At 73.2% G+C, this 19,400-nt stretch carries 16 protein-coding genes and 1 riboswitch; of the genes, 12 read left to right on the top strand and 4 right to left on the bottom strand.

The genetic code is table 11. From position 1 onward, the window contains the following. Positions 1-141 precede the first annotated feature (141 nt). Entirely contained in the window at positions 142-357 is a 216-nt protein-coding gene (locus RLT57_RS28340) for a DUF4190 domain-containing protein (protein ID WP_311300900.1), read from the top strand. Between the two features lie 103 nt (positions 358-460). Here the strand turns inward: RLT57_RS28340 and RLT57_RS28345 are convergent, their stop codons facing one another. Then, on the bottom strand, positions 461-1,930 hold the full coding sequence (locus RLT57_RS28345; RefSeq protein ID WP_311300090.1) for a glycine hydroxymethyltransferase: 1,470 nt from the start codon (positions 1,928-1,930) through the stop codon (positions 461-463). A 32-nt stretch (positions 1,931-1,962) separates the two neighbouring features. Next, positions 1,963-2,057: riboswitch (ZMP/ZTP riboswitch) on the bottom strand. 189 nt (positions 2,058-2,246) lie between these two features. On the opposite strand from RLT57_RS28345, the gene RLT57_RS28350 reads away from it, so the two are divergent. From RLT57_RS28350 to RLT57_RS28375, 6 genes are all read left to right on the top strand, one after another. Beyond that, complete coding sequence (locus RLT57_RS28350) at positions 2,247-3,266, top strand: enoyl-CoA hydratase/isomerase family protein (protein ID WP_311300091.1); 1,020 nt, start codon at positions 2,247-2,249, stop codon at positions 3,264-3,266. 220 nt (positions 3,267-3,486) lie between these two features. Next, positions 3,487-4,512, top strand: coding sequence for a LacI family DNA-binding transcriptional regulator (locus RLT57_RS28355; RefSeq protein ID WP_311300092.1), 1,026 nt, complete (start codon positions 3,487-3,489; stop codon positions 4,510-4,512). A 271-nt stretch (positions 4,513-4,783) separates the two neighbouring features. Beyond that, a complete protein-coding gene (locus RLT57_RS28360) occupies positions 4,784-6,676 on the top strand; it encodes a ricin-type beta-trefoil lectin domain protein (protein ID WP_311300093.1) in 1,893 nt (630 codons plus the stop codon). Between the two features lie 492 nt (positions 6,677-7,168). Continuing rightward, positions 7,169-8,173 carry a lysylphosphatidylglycerol synthase transmembrane domain-containing protein gene (locus RLT57_RS28365; protein WP_311300094.1) on the top strand — a complete coding sequence of 335 codons (1,005 nt, stop codon included), beginning with the start codon at positions 7,169-7,171 and terminating at the stop codon, positions 8,171-8,173. 168 nt (positions 8,174-8,341) lie between these two features. After that, the gene (locus tag RLT57_RS28370) at positions 8,342-9,613 is read left to right on the top strand and encodes a ricin-type beta-trefoil lectin domain protein (RefSeq protein ID WP_311300095.1); all 1,272 of its coding nucleotides are present in this window, start codon (positions 8,342-8,344) and stop codon (positions 9,611-9,613) included. An 8-nt stretch (positions 9,614-9,621) separates the two neighbouring features. Beyond that, positions 9,622-11,007 carry a ricin-type beta-trefoil lectin domain protein gene (locus RLT57_RS28375; protein ID WP_311300096.1) on the top strand — a complete coding sequence of 462 codons (1,386 nt, stop codon included), beginning with the start codon at positions 9,622-9,624 and terminating at the stop codon, positions 11,005-11,007. A 211-nt stretch (positions 11,008-11,218) separates the two neighbouring features. Here RLT57_RS28375 and RLT57_RS28380 read toward each other — a convergent pair whose 3' ends face one another. The 3 genes from RLT57_RS28380 to RLT57_RS28390 form a co-directional block, all read right to left on the bottom strand. Beyond that, positions 11,219-12,859, bottom strand: a complete 1,641-nt coding sequence (locus RLT57_RS28380) for a bifunctional 3'-5' exonuclease/DNA polymerase (RefSeq protein WP_311300901.1) — start codon at positions 12,857-12,859, stop codon at positions 11,219-11,221. A gap of 166 nt (positions 12,860-13,025) precedes the next feature. Continuing rightward, complete coding sequence (gene trxA / locus RLT57_RS28385) at positions 13,026-13,394, bottom strand: thioredoxin (RefSeq protein ID WP_311300097.1); 369 nt, start codon at positions 13,392-13,394, stop codon at positions 13,026-13,028. Between the two features lie 99 nt (positions 13,395-13,493). Further along, complete coding sequence (locus RLT57_RS28390) at positions 13,494-14,780, bottom strand: citrate/2-methylcitrate synthase (RefSeq protein ID WP_311300098.1); 1,287 nt, start codon at positions 14,778-14,780, stop codon at positions 13,494-13,496. Positions 14,781-14,887: 107 nt separating this feature from the next. On the opposite strand from RLT57_RS28390, the gene RLT57_RS28395 reads away from it, so the two are divergent. The 5 genes from RLT57_RS28395 to RLT57_RS28415 all read left to right on the top strand — a co-directional run bounded on the left by RLT57_RS28395 (position 14,888) and on the right by RLT57_RS28415 (position 19,356). Then, entirely contained in the window at positions 14,888-16,048 is a 1,161-nt protein-coding gene (locus tag RLT57_RS28395) for a citrate synthase (RefSeq protein ID WP_311300099.1), read from the top strand. 139 nt (positions 16,049-16,187) lie between these two features. Further along, positions 16,188-17,141: a quinone oxidoreductase family protein gene (locus tag RLT57_RS28400; RefSeq protein WP_311300100.1), complete on the top strand. Its 954-nt coding sequence runs from the start codon at positions 16,188-16,190 to the stop codon at positions 17,139-17,141. 253 nt (positions 17,142-17,394) lie between these two features. Next, positions 17,395-18,294: a zinc metalloprotease HtpX gene (htpX, locus tag RLT57_RS28405; RefSeq protein ID WP_311300101.1), complete on the top strand. Its 900-nt coding sequence runs from the start codon at positions 17,395-17,397 to the stop codon at positions 18,292-18,294. Then, entirely contained in the window at positions 18,294-18,845 is a 552-nt protein-coding gene (pspAB, locus tag RLT57_RS28410) for a PspA-associated protein PspAB (RefSeq protein WP_311300102.1), read from the top strand. Before htpX ends, pspAB begins: the two co-directional genes overlap by 1 nt. 70 nt (positions 18,846-18,915) lie before the next feature. After that, the gene (locus RLT57_RS28415) at positions 18,916-19,356 is read left to right on the top strand and encodes a nitroreductase family deazaflavin-dependent oxidoreductase (protein WP_311300103.1); all 441 of its coding nucleotides are present in this window, start codon (positions 18,916-18,918) and stop codon (positions 19,354-19,356) included. Positions 19,357-19,400: the final 44 nt, after the last annotated feature.

Below are 19,400 nucleotides of genomic sequence, written 5' to 3' on the forward strand. Positions count from 1 at the left end.
CCGCCCGGCCACGGCGCCGCGGCACCCCGGGGCCCCGCCAACCCCACGACAGCTTCCGGAGGGAACACCGTGCACACCGCAGCCACCCCGGTCGCGACCGGTACCCCGGCCGCGCGCGACCGCAACCGCGACGCCGACGGCATGGCCGTGGCGTCCTTCCTGCTGGGCCTGCCGGGCCTGCTGGTCCTCAACCTGGTGCTCGGCCCGGCCGCCGTCGTGCTGGCCCTGGCCGCGCTGGCCCGGGGCACCGGCCGTCGCGGGCGCGCCCTGCTCGGCCTCGCCCTCGGTATCGCCGACCTGGCGGTCCTGGTCGGGCTGACCGTGGCCGACCACGGCGTCATCTGGTCCTTCACCTGAGTCGGCGGCCCGCCGCCCCGGCCCGCCGCGCGCCGCGTCGAGCGGCGCCCTCAAACGTGCCGGGACGTGGGAGGGGCCGGGCCGCCGCCGGCCCGACAGGACGTCAGCTCAGGTCGATGCCAGGGTAGAGCGGGAAGCCCGTCAACAGGTCCGCCGCACGGTCCGCGACCTGCTCGGCCACCGCCGTGTCCAGCGCGTGGTGCGCCTTGGACAGACCGCCCTTGGGCGCGGGCGCCGCACTCGTCCCGGCCAGTACCGTGTCGATCAGTCCGGCGATCTCGTCCATCTCGGGCGCGCCCAGGCCCCGGGTGGTGAGCGCCGGGGTGCCGATCCTGATGCCCGAGGTGTACCAGGCGCCGTTCGGGTCCTGCGGCACCGAGTTGCGGTTGGTGACGATGCCCGACTCCAGCAGCGCCGCCTCCGCCTGACGGCCCGTCAGGCCGTAGCCGGAGACGTCGATCAGCACCAGGTGGTTGTCGGTGCCGCCGGTGACCAGCTTCGCGCCCCGCTTGAGCAGGCCCTCGGCCAGCGCCCGCGCGTTGTCCACCACGGCCTGCGCGTAGTCGCCGAACTCCGGCCGGGACGCCTCGGCCAGCGCGACCGCCTTGGCCGCCATCACATGCGGCAGCGGGCCGCCGAGCACCATCGGGCAGCCGCGGTCCACGTGCTCGGCCAGCCCCTCGTCGCACAGCACCATGCCCCCGCGCGGGCCGCGCAGCGACTTGTGGGTGGTGGTGGTGACGATGTTCGCGTGCGGTACCGGGTCGAAGTCGCCGGTCAGCACCTTGCCGGCCACCAGGCCCGCGAAGTGCGCCATGTCCACCATCAAGGTGGCCCCGACCTCGTCGGCGATCTCCCGCATGATGCGGAAGTTGACCAGCCGGGGATAGGCGGAGTAGCCCGCGACCAGGATCAGCGGCCGGAACTCCCGGGCCGTGGCGCGCAGCGCGTCGTAGTCCAGCAGCCCGGTCACCGGGTCGGTGCCGTAGCTGCGCTGCTCGAACATCTTGCCGGAGATGTTCGGCCGGAAGCCGTGGGTGAGGTGGCCGCCCGCGTCCAGCGACATGCCGAGCATCCGCTGGTTGCCGAACGCGGCGCGCAACTCGGCCCAGTCCTCCTCGGACAGGTCGTTGACCTGCCGCACCCCGGCCCTGGCCAGCGCCGGGCTCTCCACCCGCTGCGACAGCACCGCCCAGAAGGCGACCAGGTTGGCGTCGATGCCCGAGTGCGGCTGCGCGTAGGCGTGCGCGGCGCCGAAGACGTTGCGGGCGTGCTCGGCGGCCAGCTCCTCCACCGTGTCCACGTTGCGGCAGCCCGCGTAGAAGCGCCGGCCGACAGTGCCCTCGGCGTACTTGTCGCTGAGCCAGTTGCCCATGGTCAGCAGGACGGCCGGGGAGGCGTAGTTCTCACTCGCGATCAGCTTGAGCATCTCGCGCTGGTCGGTGAGCTCGCGGCCGATGGCGTCCGCGATCCGCGGCTCCACCGCCCGGATCACGTCGAGTGCGTTGCGGTAGGCGATCGATTCGGGGGTGTACGCGGTGCCGGTCGGCGCGGCGGACGACTGCTCGGCCATGGGGGTCCTCGGGTTCGAAGCGGATCCGGAAACGGGACGGCCCAGGCGCACGGCACTCGGTGGAGTTGCGTACGGGCCGCTCCCTGATGGTTGACCCCATCCCAGCGCGCCAGTCACGGCCCGCGGTGAGCCTACCAACGCCGTGCCCCGGGCGGCGACCGGTACCGCCCGCCGGGCCGCCCGGACGGGCCGGTCCCGGCGGGTGTTTGGATGGAGGCGCCCCCGGGCCCCGGGCCGTGGCCGAGAAGGCCCGCCGGGCCCCGGGCGGCGGCCGCCGCCCGGCCGCCCCCGTGACCGTACGACCGACTGGAGCCCCATGGACACCGCCGCCCCGCCCGTCACCAGCCGCGTCAGCGCCGGCACCGCGGTGATCGATCTCGACCGGCCCGCGGCGCTCAACGCGCTGGACCTGACCATGGTCCGGCTGATCACGAAGGCCCTGGAGGAGTGGCGGGACGACCCGGCCGTACGGTCGGTGGTGATCCGCAGCACCTCGCCCAAGGCGTTCTGCGCCGGCGGTGACATCAGGGCGGTGCGCGACGCCGGGGTACGCGGCGACGACGCGGCCGTGCACACCTACTTCGCCGCCGAATACGCGCTCAACGCGCTGATCGCCGGCTACCCCAAGCCGTACACCGCGCTCATCGACGGCTACGCGATGGGCGGCGGTCTCGGCATCTCGGTGCACGGCTCGGCCCGGGTGGTCACCGAGCGGGCGGTGCTCGCCATGCCGGAGACCGCCATCGGGTTCTTCCCCGACATCGGCGCCAGCCACTTCCTGCCCCGGCTGCCCGGCGCGACCGGCTGGTACCTCGGCCTGACCGGTCTGCGGATCGGCGGCGCGGCGGCCGTGGAGTGCGGCCTGGCCACCCACTACGTGCCCGCCGCCGAACTGCCCGCGCTGGAGGCCGCGCTGCTGGCCGGCGAGCCGCCCGCCGCGGCACTGGACCGGTACGCCGCCGCCGCGCCGCCGTCCGCCCTCGCCGCGCACCGGCCGGCCGTCGAGCGCTGCTTCACCGCCCCGGACCTCGGCGAACTGCGCGGCCGGCTCGCCGCCGAGGACGCGGACCGGGAGTGGGCCGACGAGACCCTCGCGCTGCTGGCGGCGGCCTCGCCGATGAGCCTCGCCGTCACCTTCGGCCTGCTGCGGGCCGGCGCCGGATCGAGCCTGGCCGACTGCCTGGCCCGGGAGCTCGGCCTGGCCCGCCGGATCGCCCACGCCCCCGACTTCCACGAGGGCGTGCGGGCCGCGCTGATCGACAAGGACCGCGCGCCGGCCTGGTCGCCGTACCCGTGGACCGGCCTGTCGGACGCGGGACGCGGGCACCGCCCGTGACCCCGGGTGCCGGTGGGGCGTGAGGAGCCGTGCTCCGGCGATCGGGGCGGAGCGGGCCGGGACCGGCACCCGGGGCCACGGGCGGCGGCACCCGGCCGCGTCGGGGCGCCGCGGCGGCCGGGCCGGTCCGGCCGCCCCTTCCGCGTTGTTAGGGTGTGGCCGGTCATCCGTCACCAGCTCGCCGCGCGGGCCCCGCCACCTCCGAGGACGTGCAGGACCTATGAGCCCGTTGAAGCGTCCCACCATCGCCGACATCGCCGAGGCCGCGGGGGTCTCGAAGGGCGCGGTGTCGTACGCGCTCAACGGCAAGGCGGGCGTCTCGGAACAGACCCGCGAGCGGATCGTGGGGATCGCCGCCCGGATGGGCTGGCACCCCAGCAGCGCCGCCCGCGCGCTGTCCGAGGGGCGGGCCGGCGCGATCGGGCTGGTGGTGGACCGGCCGGCCTGGGTGCTCGGCATCGAGCCGTTCTTCATGCGGCTGATCTCCGGGGTCGAGGCCGGGCTCGCCGCCAGCGGCACCGCGCTGCTCCTCCAGGTCACCGAGGACGCGGCGGCCGAGGAGGCCGCGTACCGCCGCTGGTGGGCCGAGCAGCGAGTGGACGGGGTGCTGCTGGTCGATCTGCGCGAGGACGACCGGCGGCTCGCGCTGCTCGCCGAACTCGGCCTGCCGGCCGTGCTGGTGGGCCACGCGGCCGGCGTCTCCAGCGCGCCCTCGCTGTGGTTCGACGACGCCTCGGCGGTACGTGAGACGCTGGCGTACCTGGCCGCGATGGGACACCGCAGGATCGCCCGGGTGGCCGGCCCGGCGCGGTTCGTGCACACCCGGGAGCGCGGCGAGGTCTTCGACCGGTGCGCCGCCGAGCTCTCGCTGCCCGGCATACTCTCGGTGCACACCGACTACTCCGGCGAGGACGGCGCCCGCGCCACCCGCCGCCTGCTGTCCGGCTCGACCCGGCCCACTGCGATCGTCTACGACAACGACGTGATGGCGGTCGCCGCGCTGGGCGTCACCCAGGAGATGGGCGTCTCGGTGCCGGGCGAACTGTCCGTCGTGGCCTGGGACGACAGCGAGCTGTGCCGGCTGGTGCACCCGGCGCTCACCGCGGTCAGCCGCCAGGTGCCGGAGTACGGGGAGCGGGCCGCCGCCGCGCTGCTGGCGCTGATCAACGGCGAGGACGTCGCCGATGTCCTGCTGGACGCGCTGGAGCTGGTGCCGCGCGGCAGTACCGCACCGGCCCCCCGCTGATCCGGAATCGCTGATTCCGCGACCGTTTTCCGTACTCCACCGGTCTGGACCAATGCATCGCAGGTCATCGGCCCGATAGGCGCCGACTCAGCCGTGTTTCATGGTGTTCCAGGGGCTCGGGCGCTGTCGGATGCCTTGACGCCCTTGAGGTCGGCTAGTTAAATCACGACGCGATATAAGTCGTGAAACAAGTGATGAAACAAGCGTGCAGACCCCCACGCTGCACGGTCGTTCGTGTCAGGCCCATGCCACTGCCGAAAGGGCAACGACCATGAGCTCAGCAACCCGCCCCCGTGCGGGCCGGTTCACCCTGCGCCGTACTCTCGTCGGAATACTGGCCGCCGCCGCGGCGGCCGTCACCCCCACCCTGGTCCTGCCCTCCAGTGCGCACGCCGCGGGCGAGAGCGTGCAGGTCTATCTGACCACCACCAGCGACTCCGGCGGCCGTACCGTCTCCAAGGGCCTCCAGCAGCAGACCCCGGTCTCCTTCGCCGCCGGCACCGGCGGCGCCGGGCAGCAGATCACGGTGGACGAGAACACCAAGTACCAGCAGTTCACCGGCGGCGGCGCATCCTTCACCGACACCGCCGCCTATCTGCTCAACTCCAGCGGCGCGCTGTCCGCGGCCACCCGCACCTCGGTGATGCAAAAGCTCTTCGACCCGGTCAACGGCATCGGGCTGGACTTCCTGCGCAACCCGATCGGCGCCTCCGACCTGGCCCGCGACAACTACACCTTCGACGACATGCCGGCCGGCCAGACCGACCCGACCCTCGCGCACTTCTCCATCGCGCACGACCTCACTGACGTGCTGCCGCTCACCAAGCAGGCCCGCCAGCTCAATCCGGCGGTCACCGTGATGGCCACCCCCTGGACCCCGCCGCCGTGGATGAAGGACAACGGCGCCTACAGCCAGGGCTGGCTCCAGTCGCAGTACTACGCCGCATACGCCCAGTACTTCGTGAAGTACATCCAGGCGTACCAGGCGCAGGGCGTGCCGATCAACTACATCACCGTGCAGAACGAGCCCACCTGTTGCGGCGGATACCCGTCCGCGCAGTGGAACGGCTCCGGTCTGGCGTACTTCACCAAGACCAACCTGCTGCCGGCCCTGCACGCGGCCGGGCTGTCCACCAAGGTGCTGGCCCTGGACTGGAACTGGGACTCCTACGCGGGCTACGCCGCCCCGACCGTGGACGACGCCACGATCCGCAACGACCCCAACTTCGGCGGCATCGCCTGGCACGGGTACGAGGGCGACGTGGGCCAGCAGACCACGATCCACAACCAGTACCCGAACGTCCCCGCCTTCGACACCGAGCACTCCGGCGGCACCTGGATCGGCAACCAGGAGAAGGAGGACATGGAGAACCTGATCGACTACACCCGCAACTACGGGCAGAGCTGGGTCAAGTGGAGCCTGGCGGTCGACCAGAACATGGGTCCGCACAACGGCGGCTGCGGCACCTGCACCGGCCTGGTCACCGTGCACAACGGCGACAGCCGCAGCGGGCAGGTCGACTACACCGTCGAGTACTACACGATGGGCCACCTGACGAAGTTCGTGCAGCCCGGCGCCAGCCGGATCGCCTCCACCGACAACTCCACCGTCCGCAACGTCGCCTGGAAGAACCCCGACGGCTCCAAGGCGCTCATCGCCTACAACGAGTCGGCCTCGGCGCAGACCGTGCGGGTCAACTGGGGCAACGAGAACTTCTCGTACTCGCTGCCCGGCGGCGCCGCGGCCACCTTCACCTGGGCCGGTACCCAGGGCAGTGGCGGCGCCACCGGCGCCATCACCGGCTACGGCGGCAAGTGCGTGGACGTGGCCGCGGGCAGCAGCGCCAACGGCACCGCGGTGCAGCTCTACGACTGCAACGGCACCACCGCCCAGCAGTGGACCTCCACCGGCGGCACTCTGCGGGCGCTGGGCAAGTGCCTGGACGTCGCCGCGGCCGGTACCGCCAACGGCACCCAGGTGCAGTTGTACGACTGCAACGGCACCGGGTCGCAGGCGTGGACCAAGGGCGCCAACAACACCCTGGTCAACCCGCAGTCCGGGCGCTGCCTGGACGCCACGGGACCGAGCTCGGCCAACGGCACCCGGCTGCAGATCTGGGACTGCACGGGCGCGGCCAACCAGCAGTGGACGGTACCCTCCTGATCCACTGACCCCTGATCGGCTCCCGGCGGACCTCTCACCGCCGCGAGCCGCGCTGAAGGAAGCAGCCGCCGGTCCGCGCGTCGTCGCGGACCGGCGGCTCGGCGCGTTCGAGGGCCCGCGCGGGGTTCCCGCCGGCCGTCCGCGGCGGGTGTCCGCGATGTGCCTTGCACACAACGGTGACGCGCCGTACTGGGGGCGCTCATCGAACGGGGGAATCGCGGCCGGTCCGGGAGGGGCGCCGCAACCGGACCCGCGGGGCGCCGCACGGCCGGGAAGCACCTGTTCGTTGCGCCGGTTTCACTGAGTGTGTTGACCCGTGTGGCCCTGCACGGGTAGGTCGGCGGGCGGGGAGCGGCCTAGTCTGGACGGGCCGTTCACCGTTCCGTCCGGTCCCCGTATGCCCCGTCCCGCCCTGTGCCGCACCCTTCGCCACGCAGAGTCCCGCTCACGGCGGCCCCCCACCGCCGAACCTCCCCGCGACGAGGAGTCCCCGTGACCGTCACCCGTACCGAGGACACCCTCTGGCAGCGTGTTCCCGGTCGGTCGGCCTGGCAGCGCACCGCCGTCCGGTCGGCGGCGGTGGTGGTGCCGATCGTGCTCGTCGGGCTGTTCCTGTTCCGGCAGTGGCCGCTGATCGACTCCAGCGCGGGACGGCTGAGCACCGCCGACCGCGACTGGCTCGCCGCCGCCGCCTTCGCCGCGTTCATGACCTGGGTGTGCTCCGCGACCGCGCTCCAGGGCGCGGTCGTCGAGAAGCTGCCGCCGCTGCTGCTGCTGGCCTCGCAGTTCGCGGCCTCGGCCGCCAACCACGTGCTGCCGGCGGGCGTCGGCGGCAACGCGGTCAGCCTGCGCTTCCTGATCCGCCGCGGACTGACCCCGACCCGGTCGGTGACCTCGCTCGCCGTACGGTCCGGCGCCGCCGTGCTCGCCCGGTTCGTGCTGCTGACGACCGTGCTGCTGATGTTCCCGACCGCGCTGCACTTCCACCGGCTCGCCCCGGGCGGTCTGGTGATGCCCGGCCGCCCGCTGCTGATCGCCGGTGTCGCGGCGGCGCTGGTGGTGTTCGCGCTGCTGTTGCCGCGCTGCGCCCGGCTGCTGCGATCGCGGCTGCGCGGCTTCCTGATGTCGGTGGCCTGCGACCTGCGCGCGCTGCACCGGGACCGGGTGCGGGTGGCGGGGCTGTGGGGCGGCTCGGTGGCGTTCCCGATGATGCACGCGTCCGTGATGATCGCGGTGATCCGCGCGGTGCACGCGCCGGTGCCGGTCAGCGGCGTGCTGGTGGCGTACCTCTTCGCGAGCACGGCGGCCGGCTGGCTGCCGACGCCCGCCGGGCTCGGATCGCTGGACGCGGCCCTCGGCCTCGCCCTGGTGACCGCGGGGGCCTCGGCGGTGGCCGCCACCTCCGCCGTGCTCGGCTACCGGCTGTTCACCGCCTGGCTGCCGCTGATCCCCGGCGTGCTGGTGCTGGCCGCCCTGGTGAAGCGCCGGGAACTTTAAGGTACAGACCTTTGCCGGAGGTATTGACGGCAGTTGGTTCAGACCATTTAAATCACGTCCTGAACTAAGACGTGATGGAAGTTGCCCGCGCTGCACTGTGCCTTCCCGTCTGTCAGGGTCATGATCACCCTTCGGTGTTCTGGCCCTCCCGACCGAGGAGTCCGTCCCATGTCGGCATCACCCCCCACCCGACGCATACGCCCTCTCGCGGTGATCGCCGCCGCCGCCCTGCTGTTCGGCGGCTGGCTCCAGACCTCCGCGTCCACCGGGCAGGCCGCCACGATCGCCGCCGCACCCGCCGCCGCCACCGCGACCTTCACCGACGACTTCGACGGCGCGGCGGGCAGTGCCGTCGACAGCTCCAAGTGGGGCTACGAGACCGGTGACAACGTCGACAACCACGAACGCGAGTACTACACCAGCGGCAACCACAACGCCGCGCTCGACGGGCAGGGCGACCTGGTCATCATCGCCCGCAAGGAGAACCCGGCCGACTACCAGTGCTGGTACGGCACCTGCCAGTACACCTCGGCCCGGCTGTCCACCCCGCAGAAGTTCACCCAGGCGTACGGCCACTTCGAGACGCGGATGAAACTCCCGCGCGGCCAGGGCATGTGGCCCGCCTTCTGGATGCTGGGCAACGACATCGGCTCGGTCGGCTGGCCCACCAGCGGTGAGATCGACATCATGGAGAACGTCGGCTTCGAGCCCGGCAGCGTGCACGGCACCATCCACGGCCCCGGCTACTCCGGTTCGGCCGGCATCGGCGCCGGATACACCCTGCCGAACGGCGCGAGCTTCTCCGACGCCTTCCACACCTTCGCCGTCGACTGGACGCCTGGTTCCATCGCCTGGTCGGTCGACGGCCATGTCTACGAGACCCGTACCCCGGCCGACCTGAACGGCAGCCGCTGGGTCTTCGACCACCCCTTCTACCTCCTGCTCAACCTCGCGGTCGGCGGCTACTGGCCCGGTGACCCCGACGGCGGCACCACCTTCCCGCAGCAGCTCGTCGTGGACTACGTGCACGTCACCACCAGCGACTCCGGCAGCCCCGGCGGCGGCCACGCCATCACCGGCATCGGCGGCAAGTGCGTGGACGTCGCCGCCGCGAGCAGCGCCAACGGCACCGCGATCCAGCTCTACGACTGCAACGGCACCACCGCCCAGCAGTGGACCTCCACCGACGGCACCCTGCGGGCGCTGGGCAAGTGCCTGGACGTCACCGCGGCCGGTACCGCCAACGGCACCGCCGTCCAGCTCTACGACTGCAACGGCACGGCCGCCCAGCAATGGGTCGTCACCGCGGCGCACGACATCGTCAACCCGGCCGCGAACAAGTGCCTCGACGCGACCGGCCAGAGCTCCGCGAACGGCACCCGGCTGCAGATCTGGACCTGCACCGGCTCCGCCAACCAGAAGTGGACGGTGACCGGCTGATGCGGCTCATGAGGAAGTACAGCGGCGTGCTCGCCGCGGCCGCCGTCCTGGCCGCGGGAACCCTCGGCGCCCTGGGCGTCGCCCAGACCGCCCAGGCGGCCACCGGCGCCATCACCGGCTACGGCGGCAAGTGCGTGGACGTCGCCGCCGCGAGCAGCGCCAACGGCACCGCGATCCAGCTCTACGACTGCAACGGCACCACCGCGCAGAGCTGGACCGTCGGCTCGGACCTCTCGCTCCAGGCGCTGGGCAAGTGCCTGGACGTGACCGCGGCCGGTACCGCCAACGGCACCCCGGTCCAGCTCTACGACTGCAACGGCACCAACGCCCAGAAGTGGACCCGCAGCGGCGGCACCCTGGTCAACGCCGGTTCCGGCAAGTGCCTGGACGCCACCGGTCCCAGCTCCGCCAACGGCACCCGGCTGCAGATCTGGACCTGCGGCACCGGCGCCAACCAGCAGTGGACGCTGCCCACCGGCACCACGCCGCCGCCGACCAGCCCGCCGCCGCCCGCCGGCGGTGTGCAGGCCGTGGCGCCGTACCTCTACAACGGCTGGGGCAACCCGCCGGACCCGACGACCGTCATGAACGCCACCGGCGTCAAGTGGTTCACCCTCGCCTTCGTGCTCAGCAACGGCACCTGCAACCCGCAGTGGGACGGTGGCCGGGCACTGACCGGCGGTGTCGACCAGACCACCGTCAACAAGATCAGGGCGGCCGGCGGCGACGTCGTCCCCTCCTTCGGCGGCTACAGCGGCAACAAGCTGGAGCAGTCCTGCACCAGTGCGAGCGCGCTGGCCGGCGCCTATCAGAAGGTGATCAGCGCCTACGGGCTCAAGGCCGTCGACATCGACATCGAGGCCGACGCCTACAGCAGCGGCACCGTCCAGCAGCGCACCGTGGACGCGCTCAAGACCGTCAAGGCCAACAATCCCGGCCTCGCCGTCTACGTCACCATCGGCACCGGGCAGAGCGGCCCCGACACCGGGCTGATCAACAAGGCGGCGGCCTCCGGGCTGACCGTCGACGCCTGGACGATCATGCCGTTCGACTTCGGCGGCACCGGGCAGAACATGGGCAACCTCACCGCCCAGGCGGCCGACGGCCTGAAGAACGCCCTCAAGAACGCCTACGGCTACAGCGATGACCAGGCGTACCGGCACAGCGGCATCTCGTCCATGAACGGCATCACCGACAACAACGAGACCGTCACCGTCGCCGACTTCCGCACCATCCTGGGCTACGCGCAGACCCACCACCTGGCCCGGCTGACCTTCTGGTCCGCCAACCGGGACCGCCCCTGCTCCGGTGCCTACCCGAACGACGACACCTGCTCCGGAGTCTCGCAGCAGGCGTGGGACTTCACCCGCACCTTCGCCCAGTACCAGGGCTGACCCCGGACGCACGAACTCTCCGCTCCCCGCCGCACGGCCACGGTTCCCGCGATGCAACCGTGTCCGCCGGCCGGGGAGCGGAGTCACGTCCGACCCCTCCTGCCCTGCCTCGCGCCTGGCGCCGCCGCCGGACCCGCGGCCCCTGCCGGCGCCGCCGCCGGCAGGGGCGCCGATCCCGTCGCGCATCCCGGCCGGCGGACGGCCGGGGGGCCTACTTGGCGTCCGCGTAGCACTTGACCGTGTGCGTGTGCAGGGGGAACGGCACTCCGGTGGGGCCGAAGACCAGCCGGCTGGCCTCCTCCGCCGCCGCCTCGACCGCGGCGGACACCTGCGGCGCGAGCGCGGTGGGCGTGTGGACGATCACCTCGTCGTGCTGGAAGAACACCAGCCGCGGCTGCGTGCCGATCGCGGCGAGCCGGCGCCGCAGCGCGGCCAGCATCGCCAGCGCCCAGTCCGAAGCACTCGCCTGGATCACGAAGTTGCGGGTGAACCGTCCCCGGGAGCGGGCCGCCCGCCGGTCCGGCGAGGAACCGTCACCGGGGTCGGCCGCCTCGTCCGGGAAACGGTCGGCGGACGGCGCGGGAGACGTCCGGCCCAGCTGCGACCGTACGACGCCGCCCGCCTCGCCGGTGCGGGCCGCGTCCTCCAGCAGGGCCAGCGCGGCGGGGAAACTGCGCCGCATCACCGCCAGCGGCTGGCCGGCCGCGCCACCGGTCTGCCCGTACATCGCCGCGAGCAGGCCGATCTTGGCCCGCGGCCGATCACCGTCGAAGGCGTCCTCGGCCAGCGCCGCGTACAGGTCGCCGGCCGCCGCCGCCCGGGTCAGACCGGGGTCGCCGGACATCGCGGCCAGCACCCGCGGCTCCAACTGGCCGGCGTCGGCGACCACCAGCCGGTGGCCCGGATCGGCGACCACCGCCGCCCGCAGCAGCCGGGGGATCTGCAGGGCGCCGCCGCCCCGGGTCGCCCAGCGGCCGGTGACGACGCCGCCGGCCACGTACTCGGGGCGGAAGCGGCCGGCCGGCGCCCAGCGCTCCCGCCAGGCCCAGCCGTGCGCGACGTGGATCCGGGACAGCTCCTTGTACCGCAGCAGCAAGGCGGCGGCCGGATGGCCGACCTGCTTCAGCTCGTAGGAGCGGGTGGAGGCCAGGTGCACCCCGATCCGGGCGAACGCGGGCAGCACCTGGGCGGGGGAGTCGGGGTTGACCGGCCGGCCCAGCTCCTCCTGGAGGCGCCCGGCGAGCTCGACGAGCCGGGCGGGCCGGGCACCGCCGGCCGGGCGCGGCCCGAGCAGGGCCGTCAGCAGCTCGTCGTGCGCGGCGGCGCTCCACGGCAGCCCGTCCCGGCCCATCTCCACGGCGGCCAGCGCCCCGGCGGACTCCGCGGCGCACAGCAGCCGCATCCGCTCCGGGTGGCCGCCCGCGGCGATCCGGCGCTGCTGGGCCGCGTGCACGGCGACCAGGGCGGCCAGCGGGTCCGTGTCCCGCGGCAGACGATGCCGGTCGGCGGCGAACAGCACGGGCCGCCCGTCCGCGCCGGACTCGGGCGCGTCGGGCGGTTCGGGCAGCCCGCGCAGCCGCGCCCACGCGCCGCCCAGCGACCTCGGCCGCCCGTGCCGCCCCTCCTGCCCGAGCAGCAGCGCCTCCACCAGCTTCACGTCATGGCAGCGCGCCACCCGCGGCAGCGCCGGGTAGACCTCGTCCGTCACCGCCCACACCCACCGCGGTGCCCGCGCCGCCTCCAGCCTCCCCACCTCGGCGGCCAGATCCGCCACCGCCACCTCGTCCCCGGCCGGTTCCCCGTCATCGCCGACCGGCCGGAGCCGGCCGCCCGCTCCGACGGCGTCCGCCATCACGGCCACCCGCGTCCCGCGCCCGCCGTCTCCCTCCACCCCACCGACCATAGGCGCACCCTCCGACAACGGTGCCCCGCGCGGGTCCTGACAGCGCGAAGCCGCCCGGACCACCGGTAGGCGACCGGCTGTCCGGGCGGTTTCGCGCACCGGGTCGTACGGGTTTTCAGCTGTTCTGCCGGGCCTCCGCCACGGACTTGTGCACCTCGTCCATGTCGAGGGCACGCGCCTGGGCGATGACGTCTTCGAGCGCGGCCCCGGGCAGGGCGCCGGGCTGGGCGAAGATGGCCACCTTGTCGCGCACGATCATCAGCGTCGGGATCGACTGGATCTGGAAGGCCGCGGCCAGTTCCGGCTGTGCCTCCGTGTCGACCTTCGCGAAGACCAGGTCCTGATGCTCGCCCGAAGCCCTGTCGTACACCGGGCCGAACATCTTGCACGGACCGCACCAGTCGGCCCAGAAGTCGATGAGGACGAAGTCGTTCGTAGACACGACCTCGTCGAAGTTCTCCTTGGTCAGCTCCACAGTGCTCATGCAGGCGCCAACGAGCGCCGTCGCACGGAAATTCCTTGCCCGCGCGGGCGCCCGCGCCGACCGCCGTTCACCCGTCCGAGTGATGCGGACCGCCCGGGATCAGGGCAGCGGCTGGTCCGGCCGCGGGCCGTCGTACGACCCGCTCGGCCGCATCCGCAGTGGCCGCTCCCCGTACTCCTCCAGCGCGTGCGCGATCCACCCCGCGGTACGGGCCACCGCGAACACCGTCTCGCCCGCCTCCACCGGCATCCCGGAGGACACCGACAGCACACCGAGCGCCAGGTCCACATTGGCGTGCAGCGGGGAGTGCCGGGCGGTGGTCGCCACCACGTCGCGGGCCGCGGCCAGCGCGTCCGCCGCGGCCGGCACCCGCCCCAGCAGGGTGAGGAGCAGCCGGGCCCGCGGGTCCTCGCCGCGGTAGACACGGTGGCCGAGCCCCGGGATGAGCTGCCCGGCCCGCTGGTGCTCGGCGACGACCGGGCCGGCGCTGCCGCGCTCCAGCACCTCCGCCAGCATGCGGTGGGCCAGCGCGCTGGCCTGCCCGTGCAGTGGGCCGTCGAGCGCCCCGAGCCCTGCCGACACCACCGCGTACGGATGCGCGCGGGCCGAGGCGGCGACCCGGGCGGCCAGTGTGGAGGCGGCCAGGTCGTGGTCGATGAGCAGCGCGAGCGCCGCGTCCAACACCCGCAGCGACGCCTCGTCCGGGGCCCGTACGGTCAGCCGCGACCACAGCCGCGCGGCGAGCGGGCCGCCGCCGCGGTGCGGTACCCCGGCCGGCGGCAGCGCGTCCACCAGCGTCGGGATGAGGGAGCGGGCCGAGCCGAGCACGGCCTCCTGCGACAGGTCGAAGCGCAGCGGGTCGGCGGTGGCCGCCGCGATCACCGCGATCCGCAGCCGGTCCATCGGACCGCAGTCGGCGGACAGCGAGCCGGCCGCCCTGCGGGCCGCGGCCAGTTGCTGCGGGGGAGCGGTGAAGCGCACCCCGCGCCGCAGCACCCCGGTCCACAGCCACTCGGCGACCTCCTCGTAGGCGTACGCCTCGGCCAGCGCGACGGCGTCCACCCCCCGGAAGTAGTAGCGGTCGGGGTCGATCAGGGTGATTCCGGTCCGCACCTGGGCCCAGCCCGCCGCGACGCCGCCGGCCGGTCCCGCCGGCGACTCCGGCGGCCCGGGGCGGCCGCGCCGCGCCAGCGCCGCGACCTCGGCGGGGTCGAAGGTACTGCCCCGGCCGCCCACCGCCCGTCTGCTGCCCAGCAGGCCGCGGCTGACGTACGCGTACAGCGTCTCGGGCTTGACGCCGAGCCGCCGGGCCGCCTCCCGGGTGGAGATCCGGCCGTCGCCGCTGTCCACGCCCGTGATCACCGGGTCCGCCGATCCTTCCGCCATGCGCTCACCGTACCCGGACCCGGCCACCGATCTATGTTGATTCAATCAATGTTGACAGTGGATTAATCAATCATGGACAGTCACGTCAATAGCCAAGGAGGAAGCCGATGCCCACCACCGGACGCAACGCTCCGATCGACGTACCCCGAGGTCTCAAGGGTGTGATCGTCACCGAGACATCCCTCGGTGACGTCCGCGGCACCGAGGGCTTCTACCACTACCGGGAGTTCTCAGCCGTCGAACTGGCCGAAACCCGTACGTTCGAGGACGTCTGGCATCTGATGTTCCACGGCACGCTGCCGGACGCCTCCCGGCGCGCCGCCTTCACCGCCGAGACCGCGGCGCTCCGGCACCTGCCCGCCGAGGTGACCGCCGCGCTGCCCGCCGTCGCCCGCGCCACCGCGCTCGCCGGCCCGCTGGCGGGACTGCGGACAGCGCTGTCGCTGGCCGGTGCCGCCGCCGGCTTCCGCCCGCTGTACGACGTCGACCCCGAACGCCGCCGGGCCGACGCGCTGGCCGCCTGCGCCGCCGTACCCACCCTGCTCGCCGCGCTGCACCGGCTCGGGCAGGGGCTCGAACCGGTCGCACCCCGCGACGACCTGCCGCACGCGGCGAACTACCTCTACATGCTCACCGGACAGCAGCCGGATCCGAACAGGGCGCGGGCGGTGGAGCGGTATCTGATCTCCACCGTCGACCACGGCTTCAACGCCTCCACCTTCACCGCCCGGGTGATCGCGTCCACCGGCGCCGACCTGGCCGCCTGCCTGGTGGGCGCGATCGGCGCGCTGTCCGGGCCGCTGCACGGCGGTGCGCCGAGCCGGGCGCTGGACACCCTCGACGCCATCGGCACCCCGGACCGGATCGACGGATGGCTGCGCGAGCACATCCTGGCCGGCGACCGGATCATGGGCTTCGGCCACCCCGTCTACACCACCGAGGACCCGCGCTCACGGCTGCTCAAGGGCATCGCCCGGAGCTTCGGCGGCGAACTGGTGGACTTCGCGGTCCGGGTCGAGGAGCGGGCCGAGGCGATACTCGCCGAACTGAAGCCGGGCCGGAACCTGCACATCAACGTGGAGTTCTTCGCCGGAGTGGTGATGGAGCTGTGCGGCCTGCCGCGGGAGATGTTCACCCCGACCTTCGCCGCCGCCCGGGTGGCCGGCTGGAGCGCCAACGTCCTGGAGCAGGCAGGCGACAGCAAGATCATCCGCCCGGCGGCCCGCTACGTCGGCCCGCCGCCCGGCCGCCCGGTACCGGCCGCCTGACGTACAGGCCCCGCCGCGGTCCGCGCGGCGGTCCGCCGGGCGCCGGGCGGCGGGCATGTACGGCATACCGACTAGTCGGTAGTCTCTGCGGGAGCGCCCTACCGGCCGGTAGGACCATGTGACCGCGGAGGAGCCGATTGTGCGTGCCATCCAGATCACCCAGTTCGGCGGCCCCGAGGTGCTCAGCGAGGCCGAGCTCCCGGACCCGGTGGCCGGCCCCGGCCTGCTGCTGGTCGACGTCACCTCGGCTGGCGTCAACTACGCCGACACGCACACCGTGGAGAACTCCTACCTCGCCCGCGCCACGCTCCCCCTGGTGCCCGGCGCCGAGGTCGTCGGCCGCACCCCGGACGGCCGCCGGGTGGTCGCCGTCACCCAGAACGGCGGCTACGCGCAGAAGGCCGTCGCCGAGGAGCATCTCGCCCTCGACGTGCCGGACGCCGTCACCGACGCGCAGGCGCTGGCCGTCGTCGTCCAGGGCCTCACCGCCTGGCACCTGCTGCGCACCTGTGCCCGCCTGGCCGCGGGCGAGAGCGTCGTGGTGCACGCGGCGGCCGGCGGCACCGGCTCGCTCGCCGTGCAGCTCGCCAAGGCGTACGGCGCCGGGCGGGTGATCGCCACCGCCTCCTCCAAGGAGAAGCGCGACCTGGCCCTGGAACTCGGCGCCGACACGGCGGTCGACGGGAACCCCGACGGGCTCAAGGAGCGCCTGATCGAGGCGAACGGCGGCAGGAAGGCGGACATCGTGCTGGAAATGGCCGGCGGTCCGGTCTTCGACGCCTCACTGGCCGCCCTGGCTCCCTTCGGGCGCCTGGTCACCTACGGCATGGCCTCCAGGGTGCCGGCGACCCCGCTCGCGGCCGCGCAGCTGATGGGGCGGTCGCGGGCGGTCGTCGGCTTCTGGCTCGCGCACTGCCTGGACCGCCCGGGGATGTACCGCGAACCCGTCGCGGAACTGCTCGCCATGACCGCGGAGGGACGGCTGAAGCCGCAGGTCGGCGGGATATACCCGCTGTCCGAGGCGGCCCGCGCGCACCAGGACCTGCGGGCCCGGCGGACCTTCGGCAAACTGGTGCTCGACGTCACCCGGTGACCGCGGCGCGAGGCACGGCGGGCGGAGGCGGGAGAAACGGCAGGAGAAGGGGGCGACCGTCCCGCGGCCCTCCCGCGGCCGTCCGGGCGGCCGAACCGTAAAGCTCCGGTAAGCCGCCCCGGGAGCGGAACCGATCGGGACGTGCTGGTCGTTGCATCGACGGGTAGAAACGCCCTACCGGCTGTATCCACTCACGGAGCACGTCGGGCCGCGGCTCGCGACCCGCGCCCCGCACGACTCGGGAGGGGCCACTTTGAACCGTAACCGCTTCACGCCGGACCGGGGGCTGACGACCAGGATGGTCGTCACGATGTTCCTGATCGGGCTGCTCTATGTCGTCTTCGTGGGCGCACTGCTCGCCCTGCTGCGCGGCTCCTGGCCGCTGATCCTGGTCATCGCCGGCGCACTGTTCATCGCCCAGTTCTGGTTCAGCGACCGCATCGCCGCCTTCAGCATGGGCGCCCGTGAGGTCACTGCCGAACAGGCGCCGGAACTGCACGGCGTGGTGGACCGGATCTGCGCGCTGGGCGACCTCCCCAAGCCCAGGGTCGCCATCGCCGACTCCGACGTGCCCAACGCCTTCGCCACCGGCCGCAGCCAGAAGAACACCCTGGTGTGCGCCACCACCGGCCTGCTGCGCCGGCTGGAGCCCGATGAGCTGGAAGGCGTCATCGCGCACGAGCTGTCCCACGTCGCGCACAAGGACGTGGCCGTGATGACGATCGCCTCCTTCCTCGGCATCCTGGCCGGCATCGTCACCCGGATCGGGCTGTGGGGCGGCTTCCGCCGCGCCCGCGACCCCGGCACCGCCGCCCTGGCCATCCTCATCCCGCTGGTCAGCGCCGTCGTCTACGTCATCAGCTTCCTGCTCACCCGGATGCTGTCGCGCTACCGTGAGCTGTCGGCCGACCGCAGCGCGGCGCTGCTCACCGGCCGGCCCTCCTCGCTGGCTTCGGCGCTCACCAAGGTCAGCGGGCAGATCGCCGCCATCCCCACCCGGGACCTGCGCAAGGTGGAGCCCTTCAACGCCTTCTTCTTCGCGCCCGCGCTCAGCGGCGGCGCGTCCTTCTCCCGGCTGCTGTCCACCCACCCCACCCTCGAACAGCGCCTTGAGCAGCTGGGCCGGATCACCCAGGAACTGGACCGCCGCTGATGGGCCTGCTGGACGTACTGCTGGGCCGCACGAAACCGGTCCGCCCCGACCTCGACCAGCTCTTCGGCCTCAGCTCCGCCGCCATCACCCTGCAGGCGGCCGGCGAACTGCGGCCCACCGGGCTGGGCTCGGTGTGCTTCGCCGCCGTCGAGGGCGGCGCCTTCGCCGAGATGCGGCAGGACCTGGACGCGCTGCTGTCGGTGGAGGCCACCCAGGACTCCTACGGCTACACCTGGCTGCTGGCCCGGCACGACCCGGAAGCGGTCACCGACCTCGTCACCGACCTGCACGCGATCAACTCGGCTCTGGAGGAGCGCGGCTTCGGCCCGCAGCTGCTCTGCTCCCTGGTCGGCTTCAAGGACCCCGCCGGCCGCTCGCTCGCGCTGGTCTACCTCTACAAGCGCGGCTCCTTTTACCCGTTCGCGCCGCTGCCCGGCGAGAAGCGGGACAGCGCGCTGGAACTGCAGGTCAAGGCCCTGGTCGTCAACGACCTCCGGCTGGAGAACGACCTGTCCCGCTGGTTCCCGGTCTGGGGTGCGCCGGGCCTGTGACCCCGGCGGAACGGGGCAGACGAGCCTATGGTGGTGATCAGCCCGACGTATGACGCCCTGGAGGCACCGTATGACCGCATACGACCCGTCCGCCGTGAAGCTCAGCCCCGCGCAGTGGGTGGCCGACCAGGCCCGCCGCTACGAGGAGTCCGACGGCACCGAGGCCACCGACATGAACGGCTCGCCGTGCCTGTTGCTCGACTACCTCGGCCGGCGCAGCGGCGACTGGCTCCGTACGGTGCTCATCTACGCCCGCGACGGCGACGACTATTTGATCGTGGCGTCCAAGGGCGGCGCCCCCGAGCACCCCCAGTGGTTCCTGAGCGTGCGGGAGAACCCCGACGTCCACCTCCGGGTGCTCGGCGAGCGGTTCGCCGCCCGCGCGGAGGTGCTCTCCCCGGAGGAGAAGGCCCGTGTCTGGCCCCTCCTGCTGGAGGTGTACGCGTCGTACGAGGACTACCAGAAGAAGACCGACCGCGACATCCCGGTGGTCAGGCTCAGCCGCGTCTGAGGCTGCCGCGGCCCGGACGGCTCCCGCGCTCCCGGGAGCGCCGG

This window comes from Streptomyces sp. ITFR-21 (assembly GCF_031844685.1).
Lineage (GTDB): Bacteria > Actinomycetota > Actinomycetes > Streptomycetales > Streptomycetaceae > Actinacidiphila.